13 protein-coding genes are annotated in these 17,583 nt (G+C 46.6%); 6 read left to right on the plus strand and 7 right to left on the minus strand.

The features are described 5' to 3' along the window. Positions 1–323: 323 nt before the first annotated feature. The 3 genes from BM265_RS17825 to BM265_RS17830 all read right to left on the minus strand — a co-directional run bounded on the left by BM265_RS17825 (position 324) and on the right by BM265_RS17830 (position 4,233). Positions 324–2,702, minus strand: a complete 2,379-nt coding sequence (locus BM265_RS17825; RefSeq protein WP_074963306.1) for a leucine-rich repeat protein — start codon at positions 2,700–2,702, stop codon at positions 324–326. Positions 2,703–2,722: 20 nt separating this feature from the next. Continuing rightward, on the minus strand, positions 2,723–2,896 hold the full coding sequence (locus tag BM265_RS20270; RefSeq protein WP_177219634.1) for a hypothetical protein: 174 nt from the start codon (positions 2,894–2,896) through the stop codon (positions 2,723–2,725). 101 nt (positions 2,897–2,997) lie between these two features. Beyond that, positions 2,998–4,233 (minus strand): peptidylprolyl isomerase, encoded by a 1,236-nt coding sequence (locus tag BM265_RS17830; RefSeq protein WP_074963307.1) that lies wholly within the window; start codon positions 4,231–4,233, stop codon positions 2,998–3,000. Positions 4,234–4,506: 273 nt separating this feature from the next. Between BM265_RS17830 and BM265_RS17835 the strand changes: the two genes are divergently transcribed. Beyond that, positions 4,507–5,694, plus strand: a complete 1,188-nt coding sequence (locus BM265_RS17835; protein WP_074963308.1) for an Mbeg1-like protein — start codon at positions 4,507–4,509, stop codon at positions 5,692–5,694. 265 nt (positions 5,695–5,959) lie between these two features. Continuing rightward, positions 5,960–6,166, plus strand: a complete 207-nt coding sequence (locus BM265_RS19860; protein WP_143098777.1) for a hypothetical protein — start codon at positions 5,960–5,962, stop codon at positions 6,164–6,166. Positions 6,167–6,612: 446 nt separating this feature from the next. On the opposite strand, the gene BM265_RS17845 is transcribed toward BM265_RS19860, so the two are convergent. Then, on the minus strand, positions 6,613–8,091 hold the full coding sequence (locus tag BM265_RS17845; RefSeq protein ID WP_074963310.1) for an alpha-N-arabinofuranosidase: 1,479 nt from the start codon (positions 8,089–8,091) through the stop codon (positions 6,613–6,615). Between the two features lie 186 nt (positions 8,092–8,277). On the opposite strand from BM265_RS17845, the gene BM265_RS17850 reads away from it, so the two are divergent. The 4 genes from BM265_RS17850 to malQ all read left to right on the plus strand — a co-directional run bounded on the left by BM265_RS17850 (position 8,278) and on the right by malQ (position 13,155). Then, positions 8,278–9,036: a helix-turn-helix transcriptional regulator gene (locus tag BM265_RS17850; protein ID WP_242940898.1), complete on the plus strand. Its 759-nt coding sequence runs from the start codon at positions 8,278–8,280 to the stop codon at positions 9,034–9,036. Position 9,037: 1 nt separating this feature from the next. Further along, on the plus strand, positions 9,038–9,766 hold the full coding sequence (locus BM265_RS17855; RefSeq protein ID WP_074963311.1) for a DUF8091 domain-containing protein: 729 nt from the start codon (positions 9,038–9,040) through the stop codon (positions 9,764–9,766). 78 nt (positions 9,767–9,844) lie between these two features. Continuing rightward, complete coding sequence (locus BM265_RS17860; protein WP_074963312.1) at positions 9,845–11,527, plus strand: CotH kinase family protein; 1,683 nt, start codon at positions 9,845–9,847, stop codon at positions 11,525–11,527. 110 nt (positions 11,528–11,637) lie between these two features. Further along, positions 11,638–13,155, plus strand: a complete 1,518-nt coding sequence (gene malQ / locus BM265_RS17865) for a 4-alpha-glucanotransferase (protein WP_074963313.1) — start codon at positions 11,638–11,640, stop codon at positions 13,153–13,155. Positions 13,156–13,245: 90 nt separating this feature from the next. Here malQ and BM265_RS17870 read toward each other — a convergent pair whose 3' ends face one another. Genes BM265_RS17870 through polA form a run of 3 tightly spaced genes read right to left on the minus strand, consistent with a single transcriptional unit; the run spans position 13,246 to position 17,395 of the window. After that, the gene (locus tag BM265_RS17870; RefSeq protein WP_074963314.1) at positions 13,246–14,211 is read right to left on the minus strand and encodes an RluA family pseudouridine synthase; all 966 of its coding nucleotides are present in this window, start codon (positions 14,209–14,211) and stop codon (positions 13,246–13,248) included. A 41-nt stretch (positions 14,212–14,252) separates the two neighbouring features. Beyond that, entirely contained in the window at positions 14,253–14,801 is a 549-nt protein-coding gene (locus tag BM265_RS17875) for a DUF6707 family protein (protein ID WP_074963315.1), read from the minus strand. A 23-nt stretch (positions 14,802–14,824) separates the two neighbouring features. Next, positions 14,825–17,395, minus strand: a complete 2,571-nt coding sequence (polA, locus tag BM265_RS17880; RefSeq protein ID WP_074963316.1) for a DNA polymerase I — start codon at positions 17,393–17,395, stop codon at positions 14,825–14,827. Positions 17,396–17,583: the final 188 nt, after the last annotated feature.

Here is a 17,583-nt window from a genome sequence, read left to right on the forward strand (position 1 = left end):
TACCCGTAGATGAGTATCTTCATCATGATATCCTCGGGTATGGCGCCATTCCACTTGCTTACTATCGTGTATTCTTCTTTTTGATAGATCTCATCTATAACATTGCTCAATACTCTGACAGTTGAGCTTTCTTCGATGTAGATCTCATAATTCATGTTAAGACGCACTTGACAATTTCTCATTTTTGTGGTACAATCCTTTCGTTGGTTTAATGGTTTTTGCAATTATATTATACCACAAAAAGAAGAGCTTGGCACTGTGCCAGGCTCTTTTTCTTTGTTGGGGCTGCAACAGCCCCCTGTTGATTTTTTACTGCTGTATAATCACAACAGCTTCTTGCCTTTTACGTGAGCCGCTATCTTTGATATGTCGGTCACATTGATCTTTCCGTCGCCGTTTACATCAGCGCGGATCTGCTGTTCAGCATCGAGTATCTTTTTGCCCTTTACATGGGCTGCCGTTTTTGAGATATCACTTATATTTATCAATCCGTCGTTGTTCACATCGCCTTTCATGCCATTGCTGCCCGTGATGGTGAAATCTCTCCATGCTACGCCGCTGTAATCATTTATTCCTCTGATAGTTACATCTGCAGTGCCTATCCTGTCGTTGTCATTGTATTCAACTACATAATCAATGTCACGTAAAAGTACGTTATCTCCCAGGATTACTGTTACAAAGGGCTCGATCGGCTTGCCCGCGTATACATAAACATCCTGCGGCAGTATTATCAGACAAGTGCAGAAATCGTATGTCATTTGGGCGTAGTTAATTTTGTTGTTAAAAGCATACATCTCTGCGTAGGAGTGCTTTAAAGCGTGTATGGTCAGATCATTGCTACATCCGCTGAAAGCGTCATCGTATATCAGTACAACATTCTTGTCGATATAGATATCGGTAAGTGATGTGCAGTCTTTAAAAGCACACTGTCTTATGTATTTAGTGTCGTTTGGCAGCTCAACAGAAGTGATTGCGCTGTTGCCCGAAAAAGAATAGGCGCTGATGATCTTCGTGCCCTCAGGAACTTTAACTTTTCCCTTGCAGCCTGCTCCGTCAATAAGTACACCGTTGACGATGACCATAGGATCTTCACTGCGCTTTGCTTCAAGCCATGCAGTCTTGTCAAAAGCGTAGCAGCCTATTACTTCCAGGCTGGGACTGATATTGTTTACCGAGGAGAGCTTTCTGTCATTGCAGAATGCATAGTCATCGATTATCCTCAGGCTGTCCGAAAGTTCAACAGATACCAGTTCTTCCAGATTGCTGAAAGCGTAGCAGCATATGCTTTCAACGCCTTCACCTATCACGACCTTTTTTATCTTGTCACTGTCCTTCGACCAGGGCATGTCGCCAAGTTCATAGTTGTACATATCACCCTTGCCGCTGATGGTCAGTGTACCGTCAGTGCTGAACTCCCATGTAAGCTGATCGCCGCACTTGTTGTCAGCGGGCTTGGCAGGGTCTTTTATCTCAAAATACGCTTCCTTTGTGCCGCTGAAATTTCCCTTGCCGACAACAGTCACAGTGGCAGTGCCTATCTCAATGTTGTCGCTCACCATCACGATATAATCCGTATCGAGGGTAAGCTCTTCGCCGTACTTTTTCACCGTTACAGAGGGGTTCTTTGCTGTGCCGTCATAAACATAAGCCGACGGATTAACAGTTATATCAGCCTCCGAAATATCGCGGTAGACAGTCTCATATGCTATATTGCTATCCATAGCATACTTTTCGCCCGCAGTTCCCTTGCAGCAGATCATCCTGAGGCTTTCTCCCTGAACTGTTTTCTTATTATCGAAAGCATTATCGCCTATACTTGTAACACTGTCAGGTATGGATACAGAAGTCAGAGCAGTCCCCTGAAAAGCAAAACTACCGATGCTATTAACACCCTCAGGGATATTTATACCTGCAAGTTTACTGCAGCCGTTAAAAGCATACTTGTCTATACCGATAATGCTATCGGGAAGCTTTGCAACTGTCAGACCGCTACAGCTGCAGAAAGCATAGCTGCCTATATTTGATACACCTTTGGGTATTATCACAGTTTTAAGGTTCCTGCTTTCAGCAAAAGCACCGTTGCCTATCTCCACTACCCCTGACGGTATAGAGTATACGTCGGAAGTTTTGCCTGCGGGATAACTTATAATGACAGTTTTGTCCTTGTTGAATAAAACACCGTCAACTGCGGAGTAGTACGGATTGTCCTTGCTTACTGATATATTTGTGAGACTTGTGCATCCGTAAAAACTAAAATTGCCTATGCTCGCTACGCTTGCGGGTATCGAAACGGATGTCAGACCCGAACATAAATAAAAAGCATATATATTTATACTTACAACACTGTCGGGGATATCGATATTATTCAGAGAGCGACAGTTAGAAAACGCAAAACTGCCAATGTTCAGTACAGTGTCAGGTATGGTTATATCTGTGATGTTATTATGCATATAAAAAGCATATTCTCCGATGCTGACTACCCTCTTGCCGTTGATAGATGCAGGTATGGATACTTTATCTGCATTTCCGTTGTACTTGAGAATGCTTATGTTGCCGTCTCCGAGTACCTGATACTCAAAATCTCCGTAGGTTTCAGCACTTGCCGTTATCTCCGTGAAAGGTGCTGCTGTTCCCTTAGGCAGACAAACTGCCGTGCTTGTCACCAGCATTAAAGCTGCAATCACTGCCGCCGCTCTTTTCATTTTTTAGTCCTCCTTGTCTTTCAGTTCAGTTTCTTATTCCCCTTAACATGAGCCACTATCACGTATATATCAATGACATCCACAGCTTCTCCGCCCTTAACATCTGCAAGCGAAAGTGTGATGAAAAGCATAATCACGCAATATTGGCTTAATATTTTATTAACACCATCAAGTATATCACGTTTAATTCCCATTGTCAATAAAACTTCCGAATTATCCCGAGTTCGCCTGGCTTTTAACAAAAAAGAGGCCGCCGCATCTGCGGCAGTCTCTGTGTGATCCGTTTATTCAATTATCAGGTGATACTATCGTAAGTAAGCTTGTCCCATACACCGCAGTAAGTTACAGCCATCGACTCCATTGTCTCGCTGAACTTCTCCTGTATCATAGGCTGATCGTTTGTAGTGATCATCTTGTCTATGTTTTCGTTGATATAGTCAGCATCAGGTTCAAGACGCTTTACTATGAAGTAACCGTAAGTGCCGTCCTCAACAACCTTGTCAGATGCCTGACCGGGTTCAAGAGAGAACGTCTCGTCAAGCAGAGAACTGGGGTAGCCGCCTGTGTTGTCAACGCGCATATAGTAACCTCTGTTCGGGTCTTCATCAAGCTCGATATCCCAGCCGTATTCTTCGATGAGCTTGGAGAAATCCTCGCCGTCCTTTACGCGCTGGAGCGCTTCCTCGGCAACTTCCTTAGCCTTGGCAGCCGCAACAGCCTTAGCGTCAGCGTCGAGAGCATTGTAAGCTGAGCTCTTAGCCCCTATCTTCTGGGAAAGTGTCATATCATCGTAGGTGGCAGCAGTGCTGTCATCAAGTTCGACCTGCGCATAGAAAGGTATCATTATGTGCACTTCGTGTGCATACTCCTTGGGATCATTTATAAGCTTCAGGAAATCTTCCTCTGTGGTAGCATACTCGCCGCCCTTTTCAAACAGCGTGGCCATTACCTTGTTGTAGGTCTGTGCCCTTACGAACATCTTTACCAGCACATCATATGTAAGGTGAGATCTCTGCAGTTCCTTTTCAAACTCTTCTTCGTTGTCATAACTTTCCTTGCTTTTCTTCACATTGCCGTCAATGACAGTCTGATCTTCATCGTCCAGCTCGATGTTGTGCTCTGCTGCCAGCTTGTCGGTAACGAGCTCGTTCTTGATAGAATCTATAACATACTCAAGGAACTGCTGATAGGTCTCGTTATTCTCTCTGAGGGCACTTGCATCGATACCGTACTGCTCATACTGTGAAAGAGCCTGGAAATAATAGAATCTGAACTCGTCAAATGTAATGTCGATACCGCCGATATTGCACATAACGTAGTCAGTGGTATCGATGGCCTCGCCATCAACAGTCAGCGAAGCAACAGGCAGAACTTCCTCCTGCTGAGGACCTGCTGCCACGTCCTCGTTAGTGGTAGTCTCGGAACTGTTCTTGTCTTTATCCTTTTTATCGCTTTTTTTATTGCTGCATCCAGCCATAGAACCTGTACATATAGCCATAGCCAGCAGAACAGCCATCATCTTTTTTAACATGGATATCTTTCCTTTCCTAATATCGCATAAATATACGTATACGGGTTAATTTTTAAAGTGATACAGACTACATTATAAAGCATTTATGTGATGGATTTGTGTTTTAATTTGAAATATTCTGTTTTATACGGAATGAGGAGCTGTCGCTGGGAGTGATAAGCGAAAAGCTTGACCAAAATCTCCCCTCTTTTGCAGTTTACGCATTTTTTATATGTACATACTATCTTTACAATTTAAGCAAAATATGTTATAATATCAGCGGAGGAGATGGGTATGGCTAACATTCTTGATTATCTTGACTGGCGGGGCGATCTGCCCTTTTCGGTATCGCCGTTCAATGCGGTGGATGCGCTTATTCTTGCTGAGCTGAGTTATTTTCCCGCTGAGGGGATAGTTCCTGCGGACATGGACAAAACGGTCACGCTGGCGGAGCTTAGGGACAGCTTCGACGGCAAAAAAGTTCCGCCCGAACTTAGGATAATCAGCTACGATCAGGATATCGAGCTGGTGAACAAGCTGGCGGAATCACGCAGATTCGATGGTATGCGTATGTGCGGTTACGTGAATGATGTTGATCCTTCGCGGGATTTACAGTTTGCGGCGCTGACCTGCATTTTCGACAAATTTACCTTTGTGGCTTTCCGCGGTACGGACAGCACTCTGGCGGGATGGAAGGAAGATCTGAAATTCAGCTTTATGCACGAAACAGCTTCACAGAGCATGGCGGTGAAGTACCTTAGCGAGAATTTCTCGGATGGCAAGGAGGTACTTGTTCTCGGTGGACATTCAAAGGGCGGAAATCTGGCGATATACGCGACGGCGTTCTGCGACAAGAGCATCAGGAAGAGAGTTCGGGCGATATTCGCATTTGACAGCCCGGGCTTCAACGAGGAAGTTGCGGCATCTAAGGAATATCTGGCTGTGACATCAAGGGTCATAAGCGTGATACCGCAGTCATCGCTGGTGGGGCAGCTGCTTTCGGGGCGGACGCAGAACAGGATAGTCAAGAGCAGTGCCAGCGGTTTGTCGCAGCATATCGCCTACTCGTGGCAGGTAACGCGCTGCGGGTTTGATTATGCCGAGGAACTTTCAAAGTTGGGGGTATTCGTCAACAAGACGATGACAGGCTGGATATCTTCTCTTGACGAAAGCGACAGGCATACTTTTGTTGATGCTGTATTCTCAGTGCTGGAAGCGGCTGAAGGCGAGACTTTTAACGAGCTGGGAAGCAACAAGAGAAAGTCTTTGACAGCGATACTTAAAGCGCTGAAAAGGCTCCCGCCCGAACAGCGCAGTGCTGCGAAAAAGGCGCTTTCACAGCTTGCATCTTACGGCAAAAAGGCATTTATATCGGGGCTTGAAGAGGGTCTGGCGGATAAGGAACTGCCTAAGCTGCCTAAGTTTTCGGACGGTGTGGCTTTGATAGGAATGAAGAAGTCATCGGCGAATAGTGAGGAATAGCGCGAACATCGCGATAGAAAGAGAGACATTATAAATGAAAGTTTTTTCAGGTAAATCCAAACGAGTTATCCTTATTATACTATGCCTATTTGCGGCTGTGATATTGTTGATCATAGGTCTAAAATTATCATTCAGACCCGAGAGTATCACAGAAGAACATTTTTCAGAAAAAGACAAAGATAAAATATCCGCGCGGCTGCACATAGATTGTCAGAATGTCAAAATTGAAAAAGCGACTTTTTCCCATGCGAAGGATAGTGTTTTTATGTTTTATATTTCAGATATTGAAAAAGAGGATATAGACGGGAATTATTATAATGAGGTTTATCAGCCTGCGGCAAATCCCGAAAAGATATTTTACGATAGTTCTGAAAACACTTATATCAGCTGTATTCTGGATACTGATACCAAGACCGCTGAGATAAAGCTGACGGCTTATGATGATGAGTTATATAAGGTATTGAAAAACTGATATCAGTTTTGGATTTGTCGGAGAATTGTCTTTGGTCGGAAGTTTGTGAGGTTTCGCCCCTCGTTCTTCGGGCGAGAAATCGGATAACAGCGACTGTGTCGGCTGTGGCTGTCTGATGACGGGTTTGGCAATATTTTACGGACATAGAATGAGCGTATGCATACGGTCGCATACGCTCGTATTTTTTGATAGCGTCTACTGCACCGACCGTATACCGCGCTTTTTTACATGGCGGATTGTTTGTTATTCTATAACATGGTACATTTGCCGATGGCTTTTGTACCTTGACCGAGAGGCTCTGCCTCTAACAGTCAGCTTTGCTGACTGTGTGCTCATCCGCAAGCCTTTCGCGAGATAGCTTACTCGCACTAACAGAACAAAGGCGCTTCCACTGATGCGGAAGCGCCTTTGTTTGGTTGGAATGTGTTTATTTGGAGTGTAATTAGTTAATTAAGAGTGATCTCGACTACCGAGCAAGCGGGGAGCTTTACGGTCAGCTTGCTGTTTTCAAGCTTGACATCGTAGGGCTTGATAACGACTTTCTCGGGATCATCAAAGGTATTGCAGGCATGAACGTCCTCGGTGAGGATATTCGCAGCAACATTCTTTGCGTCGAAATTACAGATATCGCAGCTGAGCTCAGCATCTTCGTCGATGGAGCAGTTTGCGAGAGTTATGGTCATAACGCCGTCCTTTACGGAAGCGGAAGAAGATATCATGGGAACGCACTTGCCTTCGCAGCAGTTCTCGTTATCGGTATGGCAGTATACGCACTCAGCATCCTGATGAGCCTTGAACATATCGAAAACGTGGAATGTAGGAGTCTTGACAAGCTTTTCGCCCTCGGTGAGGATTATAGCCTGAAGAACGTTGACTACCTGAGCGATATTAGCCATGATAACGCGCTTGCAGTGGCGGTTGAAGATATTCAGCTGCATAGCTGCAACGATAGCGTCACGCATGGTGTTCTGCTGATAAAGGAAGCCGGGGTTTGTGCCGGGCTCAACATTGAACCAGTTGCCCCACTCGTCCATGATAAGACCTATCTTGTTATCGGGGTCGTAGCGGTTCATTATCTCGGTGTGACGGGTGAGCATAACATCAACGTAGTTAGCCAGATTGAGTATGGTATAGTAATCATTTGCATCAAACTCGGTGGAAGAACCCTTGTCTATCCAGTCGGGAACGTTGTATGCGTGGAAGGAGATACCCTTTGCCTGATCCGGATTGAGGTTCTTCATCAGCACCTGAGTCCAGTTATACCAATCTTCTCCGCCGCCTCCGGGACCGCAGGCTACCTTGAAGAGTTCGTTGCCGCTGTAGTTCTTGCAGTAGCTCTGATACTGTCTGTACTGGTCGAGGTAGTACTCGGGGCGCATATTTCCGCCGCAGCCCCAGTTCTCGTTGCCTATGCCGAAATACTTCAGCTTCCAGGGCTTCTCTCTGCCGTTCTTCTTTCTCAGTTCGGACATGGGAGAGATGCCGTCGAAAGTCATATACTCTATCCATTCAGCCATTTCCTGAACGGTGCCGCTGCCTACGTTGCCAGCGATGTAGGGCTCACAGCCTACCAGCTCGCAGAGCTCCATAAATTCGTGGGTGCCGAAGCTGTTATCCTCAACAACGCCGCCCCAGTTGGTATTTACCATCTTTTTACGGGAGGACTTTTCGCCTATGCCGTCTTTCCAGTGGTACTCATCTGCAAAGCATCCGCCGGGCCAGCGGAGTACAGGCATCTTTATCTGCTTGAATGCTTCGATAACGTCTTTTCTGATACCGTGGATATTTGGGATTGATGAATCCTCGCCCACATAGATACCGCCGTATATACATCTGCCAAGATGTTCGGAGAAATGTCCGTATATCTCACGGTTGATGTGGCCTGTTTTGTCATTGGCGTTAACAAGCATCTTAAAATTTTTCATTTCGGTATACCTCCCGTAATCAGTATTAAGTAATATGCGCGAACGTCCGCGCTGCGTTTCACAGTAATTACAATATAACATATTGACAAACCAAATACAATGACGTATAATATTTTTGTACTTACTTATCCTATGATTTGTATTATCAGAGAAAGGGGGACGGCGACATTGTTCAGGCTACATAATATGGGATTGGATATGCATCACACGGCAGATTTTTCCATCGAACGTCCCAAGGGTTCGGGGGACTGCTTACTTATCATATTCAAAACAGACGCTCTGCTTACCACCGACGGCAGGGATACCACAGTATCTCCCGATACGGCGATAATATACAGCCAGGGTACCCCACAGTACTATCGTGCGATATGCGGCAGTTATGTGAACCACTTCCTGCATTTCGGCATGGATGATGACGATGCTGATGAGCGTCTGATATTCGACAGACTGCTTACACCGAGACGGGTCAGTGACGCTGAGGATATACTGCGTATGCTCAGCCGCGAACAGCTTTCCAAATCGCCGAACAAGGATGAATATTCATCAATGCTGATAAAGCTTCTGCTTATGAAGATATCCGAGGAATCTGACGGTGTAAGCGATGCACAGTTGAACCCCCATGCGGAGATACTGGACGCTCTGCGGGCGGATATATATGCGAACCCCGGTCAGTTCACCTCGGTGGCACAGCTGGCTGAGAGGGTCAGGGTGAGCCCCTCCCATTTTCAGCAGCTTTACCGCAGCAGGTTCGGGGTGAGCTGTTATGAAGATCTGCTTTCGGCAAGGATACGGACTGCCCAGTACTATCTTTCATCTACTGCTTTGACAGTGCGTGAGATAGCTAACCTATGCGGATATGAGAACGAGGTATGCTTTATGCACCGCTTCAAGGAGCGGACAGGCACAGCCCCGGGAGCCTACCGCAGGCTGATAAACGGTAAATGATATGGACAAGCTGAGATTTGAAAATGCGCGTAAAAAGCTGCTTGAAAATCCACAAAGCAAAGGCATAGGCACGCTGGCGGAAAAAACAGTCCACGCGGTGCTGAAAGAATACTACGGCGGCGGTGAGGAGAACAAGGAGATACCTCTGGGCGGATTTGTGGCAGACGTCGTATCGGAAGACGGAGTCATCGAGATACAGACAAGGGCGCTTTATCGGCTGGAGCGGAAACTGGAAGCGCTTCTTCCGCTGTGCAGGGTGACGGTGGTCTACCCGATAGAGGACAGGAAATATCTGCTGGATATCGACCCCGAAAGCGGCGAACTGGTATCGAGGAGGCTTTCACCCAAGCGGGTGAAGATATGGCACGGCATTTCGGAACTTTACGGCATACGGAAATATCTGGGAAATGATAACCTTACAATAAGGTTCCCTGTGCTGACGGTCGAGGAAACACGTATCCGCGGGGCAGAGAAAAAACGTCGTGCGGACAAGATAGATAAGCTTCCCGTGGAGATGACTGCGGAAGTCGTGATAAGGAGAAAAGAGGATATAGCGGCGCTTCTGCCCGTGAATCTGCCTGATGGATTCACGGCGGCAGAGTTCGCCAAGCTTTGTCGTGTGAATACCGACACCGCAGGAAAATGCATACGTGTGCTTTCTATTATGGGGATAATCACCGAGTGCGGAAAGCAGGGACGTTGCAAGTTATGGGCTTTGAAAAAAGAATGAGGGATAAATTCACAGGCGATGCGTTCGGGAAATGACCGATAAATGATAACATCAAGACCAAAGAACGGAGGAATGAAAATGAAAAGACTGATAAGTGCTGCTGCCGCGGTGATGGTCGTGCTGACAATGGCAGGCTGTTCAAACGAAAAAACCGATGATAAGGAGAAGAAGTCTTCTTCTGCGGAAAGTGCTGCTGAAAACAAGGCAGATAACAAGTCGGGGAACGAAGATACCGATGGCGGCAGTGATACTCAGGACTTGCCCGAAGTAACCCCTGCCGCCGGAATAGCAACCATATCCATAGTGACTGACGATGCAGACAAAGTGGATTCCCTTGACTTTATCACGGAAACGGTATCAGGTCATATATCCGAACTGATAGCTTCCTGGACACCGGGTTATAAAATCCCCCCCGAGCCTTTTTATAAGGAATGCAGCATTACTCTTTACGATGAAAATGCCAAGGCAGTATCTGAGGGACTTCGCGGAAATTTAAAAGTGCGCGGCAACTGGACTACCACATATGACAAGAAACCTCTGCGGATAAAATTCGATGAAAAGCAGAGTGTGCTGGGTCTGAATGACGGCGCTGAAATGAAGAACTGGCTGCTGCTGGCGGAGTACAAGGACGGTTCTATGCTCCGCGACAAGGCATCTTTACAGATGGCTAGGGGTATACTCGGTGAAGACGGGCTTTATGTGGCTGATACTCAGCTGGTGGATGTTATCGTCAACGGTAAATACTGGGGCGTATATCTTCTTACGGAACAGCAGCAGGTAAATCAGAACAGAGTAAATATCACCGATCCCGAAAAGGACTATGAGGGCACGGATATCGGATATTTTATGGAGTTCGACGGATATTTTTACAATGAGGACGACCTGCATCAGTTCAGGATGGACTACAACAAAAATGCACCCCTGACCCCCTATGACGGCAACGACGGCAGCGGCAGGTCTATGCAGGTGCTGGGCAGCGGAGACGAGGAAGACCCGAAAAAAGAAGTCGGCATAACTATACACAGCGATATCTATTCTGTGGCACAGCATGATTTCATTGCCAATTATACCAACAATGTCTATAACATAATGTACCGTGCGGCTTACAATGATGAAGCCTGGGTATTCGATGATAACTACAAAACTATCTCTCTGACAGACAAGATAACTCCGCAGGAAGCTGTGGAGAAAGTTGTGAATGTGGATTCTCTGGCGGATATGTACATCATCAGCGAACTTACCTGTGATGCCGATATATACTGGTCGAGTTTCTACATGGACGCTGATTTCGGAGAGGGCGGCGACAAAAAGCTTACCTTTGAAGCGCCCTGGGATTTCGATTCGGGTCTTGGCAACAAGGACAGATGTGCTGACGGCACGGGATACTATGCGGCAAACATCGTGCCCGATGTCAATGGCGGTGCAAACGGCGGCGGAGAGTATGATACAATCAACCCATGGCTGGCAGTGCTTATGTATGAGGACTGGTTCAGGGATATCATCAGTGCGAAGTGGACTGCGGCTTATGATGCGGGGGTATTTACGGAAACTCTGGATACCATAGAAAGCGACAAGGCGAAGTACAAGGACGCATTTGAGCGCAATTACTCACGCTGGGACAACCTTGTACATAATGAGGCTTTCGCAGGCGAGCTGACAAACAGAGCGAAGAACTGCAAAACTCAGGAGGAAGCGGCGGACTATCTGCATGAATGGCTCAGTGCCAGAGTAGAGTTCATGAACGATGAGTGGGGTTCGTAAGTTCTTAATTTGCACCTGATGACTTTACATTTGGACGTAAATATGTTACAATAGGAATGTCAATAATATACCGGACAACATGGAAAATCTTCTTTACGAGGTAATTGAAAATGAGAAAAAGCGGAATACTTATGCATATATCCTCACTGCCGAATGACTACGGCATCGGCAAGATGGGCAAAGAGGCTTATGAGTTCGTGGATTTTCTTGCACGCTCAAAGCAGAGCTGCTGGCAGATACTGCCTGTTTCTCCCACAAGCTACGGTGATTCGCCATATCAGAGCTTTTCGATACACGCGGGCAACCCTTATTTCATCGACCTTGAGACCCTTGAAAAGGACGGCTATCTGAAATCTGAGGAGTACAAGGATATACAGTGGGGCGAGGAAAAGGGTTCGGTGGACTACGGCACTATTTACGAGAATATCTTCAATGTGCTGAAAACCGCGCACAAGCGTTTCCGCAAAGACCCTGCAAAGGGTTATGTGAAGTTCGTACTTGATAACAAGAACTGGATATACGACTACGGTCTGTTCATGGCGCTGAAATTCGCACACGGCGGCAAGGCATGGTACGAATGGGAAGAACCTCTGAAAATGCACAAGGGCAAGGCTGTAAAACAGGCGGCTAAGGACTATGCTGACGATATCGACTTCTGGTGCTTTGTGCAGTACGAGTACTTCAAGCAGTGGAAGAAACTGAAAAAATATGCCAATGACAAAGGCATAAAGATAATCGGCGATATACCGATATACTGCGCTTATGACAGTGTAGAGGTATGGGCGACTCCTGAGTATTTCTACCTTGACAAGGAAAAGAAACCCATCGAAGTTGCGGGCTGTCCCCCCGATTGCTTTTCAGAGGATGGTCAGCTGTGGGGCAACCCCTTGTACCGCTGGGACTATATGGCTAAGGAAAAGTATGTCTGGTGGATCGAGCGCATACGCACAGCTTTCGAGATATACGACACGGTCAGGATAGACCATTTCCGCGGATTTGAAAGCTACTACTGCATACCCTACGGTGCACCAAATGCAAGAAAGGGTCACTGGAGCAAGGGTCCAGATATGAAGCTTTTCAAGGCAGTGAACCGCAAGCTGGGTGAGTTGGATATAATCGCAGAGGATCTGGGATTCCTTACCAAAAAGGTAGTAAAAATGCTTGATGCGGCAGGATATCCCGGAATGAAGATACTGGAATTCGCCTTTGACGGCGACAGTTCAAACGGATATCTTCCTCACAATTACAGCACATCAAACAGCATATGCTACACAGGCACTCACGACAACGAGACTGCCCTTGGCTGGATAAAGAGCTGTGACAAAAAGACAGCTGATTTCTGCAAGAAGTATCTGAATGTCAAGAAAGACACGGATATACCCTGGGCGCTTATAAGACTGTGCTGGTCCAGCGTATGCGACACGGCGATAGCGCAGATGCAGGATATACTGGAACTGGATTCCTCCGCTAGAATGAATACGCCTTCCACGGTTGGCACCAACTGGAAATGGCGTCTTGAAAGCGGAGAACTTCTCACCGAAAAACTGAGCGACAAGCTGGCAGAACTGACAGAGCTTTACGGCAGAGCACCGCATAATGACAAGAAGAAGGATAAGGCGGGAGAATGATCCAAGCCTAGTAAATAATTATATTGACGCAGAAAGAGCGTATGCAACTGATGTTTTGCATACGCTCTGATTTTTTATTGCCGCGAGTTTTCACAGCTGGAAAAACTTCTCCCTGAACCAGACTTTCTTTACTTCAAAACTCTTACCGTCCAGATATTCCAGACATCCGCTATCGGTGGTGAATTTGAATGTGAGTTTATAGGAACACAGCGCTTGGGTCTTCACCCCGAGGGCGCGGTTTATTTTGTTGCTGCCGTATTTTCCGTCGCCAAGCAGAGGGTAGCCTATATGGGCGAGGTGGGCTCTTATCTGGTGTGTTCTGCCTGTGACAAGGTCAACTTCAAGCAGTGCAAGATCGGACTGTTTATTCTCGGCGATGACTTTATAGCGGGTTATCATGGTCTTGCTTCCCGGAAATTGCTTGTCCTCAACACGGACTACTTTTGTTTTTTCGTCACGGCGGTGGAAGGCTTTCAGCTCGGCGGACTTTTTATTTGGGATACCTGTTGTCACGCAGAGGTAGAGTTTTTCAAGTTCCCTGTCCTTGACTTTCTGGTTCAGCACCCGCAGGCTTTCGGCGTTTTTGGCACATATCACTATACCAGAGGTATTCCTGTCGATGCGGTTGCATAGGGCGGGAGTGAAGCTGTTCTCGGTATCGGGGTCGAACTCGCCTTTATCGTAGAGGTAGTGCAGTACCCTGTCGATGAGGGTATCAGCCGAGCCGCTTTCGTCCTCATGGACAACAAGACCGCAGGGCTTATCGCATAGGAGTATATTTTCATCCTCGTACACTATCTCGATATCCTTTGGGGCGGTGAGGAAACGGTGGGCTTCATCACGGACTTCGGGGAAAAATTCGTCATTGATATAAAGCTGTACGCTGTCGCCCTCGCTGAGTTTTGTGCTTATCTCACATCTTTTGCCGTTGAGCTTTATGCGCTTTAGCCTGATGTATTTGTACATCAGGTTTTTCGGCAGTGCGGGGACTGCCTTGGTGAGAAATTTATCCATGCGCTGTCCCGCATCGTTTTTATTTATGCTGAATTCTTTCAAATTTATCCTCCGCCTATTTTTTATCGTGATGTTTTACAGCCTTATTTTACCTGACGTAAAAAGGATACAAGCTCCTTGATATCATTGTCAAATCTTTCATCCGAAATGGGGAATCCACCCGGTTCTCTGTAATTTATTGCAAATTGAAGCTTGCAGAATCTCCATCCATAGGCTAATGATCTTGGATGATCTTTTTCTTCCTCTGCGATGTTTTCATCCATATTTTCTTCGTATTCATCTACAAGATTTACATAAAGACTAGGATCGCGCTGCTCATTGATTTTATCTACTAATAACTGAGCTTCTTTAAGCATTCCTCTTTCTCTGAAAACTCTCGCTTTAAGACACATGGTCATCTCAGGGATAAACCATAGATCGTAATCACCTTCAAATTCCATATCTTTCACTAAGTCGCAAACCTCTATCATTTCATCGTAGTAGCCGTAGATATACAGCCATGTCGCTAAACCGGATATGTTCTGGAGATCTCTGCTTGATTTAAAACTGCACTTTTTCAGTATTTTGTTACAGTAACTTCTGACTTTCTTTTTGTCAACAGTATTGCTGATACGCTCGATCAATTCTGTCATACTTAACCGACCTTTCGTGGGTACTAGCCCTTTGCAAGATACCAGCTTTCGCCCTCGCCGACGGAGACCTCCATAGGCACTGAAAGCTTGACTGCGTTTTCCATCTCTTCTTTCAGCACAGCGGAAGCCCTGTCCTTATCCTCGGGAGTGACTTCGATTATAAGTTCATCGTGTACCTGAAGTATCAGCCTTGCATCAAGCTTTTCTTCTTTAAGCCTTTGGTAGACCTTTACCATGGCTATCTTGATGATATCCGCCGCCGCGCCCTGTATGGGGGCATTCATGGCGGCACGCTTGCCGAAAGCCTGCATGACCTTATTTGTTGCTGAAAGCTCGGGGATATATCTTCTTCTGCCGAATATGGTGGTGACGTATCCGTTTTTGATGCCGTCCTCAACGGTCTTATCCATGAATTGTGATACCTTTGGGAAGTTATCGAGATAGTTCTTGATATACTGCTTGGCTTCTGCCACGCTGACACCTATATCCTTGGAGAGAGAGAATGCTCCGATGCCATAGATTATGCCGAAGTTTACTGCCTTTGCGGCTGACCTCATCTCGGGGAGCACCATATCTGCGGGTATGCCGAACACCTGTGAAGCTGTCATGGCATGGATATCAGTGCCTTCCTCGAAAGTTTTTCTCATATTCTCATCGCCGCATACAGCCGCCAGTACACGGAGTTCTATCTGGCTGTAATCCGCATCAAGGAGAGTACAGCCGTCCCCTGCAACGAAGAATTTACGCATATTGCGCCCTATCTCCTTGCGGACAGGGATATTCTGCATATTGGGCTCGGTGGAGCTTATACGTCCTGTACGGGTCTCGGTCTGTTTGAATATGCTGTGTACTCTGCCGTCGGATTCAACCTCTTTCAGCAGACCGTCAACATAGGTGGAGCTGAGTTTTGTCAGGGTGCGGTATTCCAGCACAAGGCGGACTATGGGGTGCTTGTCTGCAAGTTCTTCAAGAACTTCCGCATTGGTGGAATAGCCCGACTTGGTCTTCTTCTTGGCAGGAAGTCCCAGTTTTTCAAATAGGACTTCGCCAAGCTGTTTGGGTGAAGCGATATTGAATTCGCCCTCTGCAAGGTCATATATCTGCTTGGTAAGGGCTTCGATATCCTTTTTCAGCCACTTGCCGAATTCACGTATACCGTTGGTATCTGCACGGACACCGTAATGCTCCATAGATGCCAGAACTTCACAGAGGGGCATTTCCACCTCATTGAAAAGTTTGAGCATCTCTGTCTGTTCAAGCTGTAATTTAAGGTTTTCGGACAAGGGTATCAGCGAGCATACATCTGCGAAATCACCCATATCTGAACGATAGGTTACCTTATAGGTAAGGCAGAGATTCTCGATGGTATACTCCCCAGCCTGAGAATTCAGCAGATAGCCTGCAAGGTCACAGCAGAATGTGAGAACGTTAAGGCGGGTGCCGTTATCGAAAGCGAATCTATGGGCTTTTTTACCCTCGAAAGCAACCTTTTCACAGGGGCTCTCGAAAAATCTCAGGGCTATGCCGTCGAAATCCCAGTCACCGAAAGCGATGGCATAAGCCTTATCCTCAAAGAAGACCTGAAGCTTATTGCCGTCAAAGATGAAAGCCGCCTGCTTGCCCTCGGTCATCTGAGCGATGGCATCATCGTTAAGGGGCAGACCTGTTTCGTACTTGGGCAGGTCTTTGAGTTTGAGCTTTGTTTCCTCCCCCGCATCAGCTGAGGTACTGTCAGCACCTGTGAGTTTGAGCCTTTCCATGAGCCTGAGCATTTCAAGCTCGGTGAGGAAAGCTTTAGCTTCGGGGGCATCGGGGGGCATGAGCTTGTAGCTCTCGACTGATCTTTCAACAGGAGCTTCAAGGCATATCTCGGCAAGGAAATGGCTGTCAATTGCGTCCTGATGACCTGCTTCGAGCTTTGCGCGGTTGCCCTTTGTTATGGTGTATTTATCCAGATCGGCATAGAGGTTTTCAACTGTGCCTGCCTGCTGTATAAGATTAAGGGCAGTCTTTTCACCTATGCCCTTTACACCCGAGATATTATCGGAAGTATCGCCCATCAGCGCTTTGACCTCGATCATCTGTCTTGGGGATACGCCGTATTCTTCCATAATGCGTTCTGGGGTATAAATCTTGGTCTCCTTGGTGCCTGCAAGGCGGACAGTAACACGCTCATCAACAAGCTGGAAGCTGTCGCGGTCACCTGTGAGGATATAGCACTCGTTACCGCTCTCGGAAGCGGCTTTTGAGAGAGTGCCGAGGATATCATCGGCTTCATAGCCCTCGCACTCAACAGTCTTTATGCCCAGAAGAGCGAGAAGCTTCTTGATAAGCGGCATCTGCTGAGCCAGTTCTTCGGGCATACCTTTACGGTTAGCCTTATAGGACGCATTTGCCTTATGCCTGAAAGTGGGGGCTTTAAGGTCAAAAGCCACAGCCACGCAGTCGGGGTGTACCTCTTCGATTTCTTTAAGATATATATTCATGAAGCCTGTGAGGGCATTGGTGCATATGCCATTTGAGTTGGTGAGTATGCGAATGCCGTAAAATGCGCGGTTCATTATGCTGTTGCCGTCTATACAAAGCAGTTTCATCTGTATACCTCCAGGTTTTGTTAACAATGTTCTGTTATATTATACCACATTACGAGCCATCATGCAAGCAGGGCGGGGAAATTGCGAGGATAAATAGTCTCTCCTCACACAGCAATAAAGCAACGAAATATCGACAAATCCAACAAAATATGGTATAATAGAAGTGCAAGAAAAAGTAATCAAAACGA

This window comes from Hominimerdicola alba (assembly GCF_900112155.1).
Lineage (GTDB): Bacteria > Bacillota > Clostridia > Oscillospirales > Ruminococcaceae > Hominimerdicola > Hominimerdicola alba_D.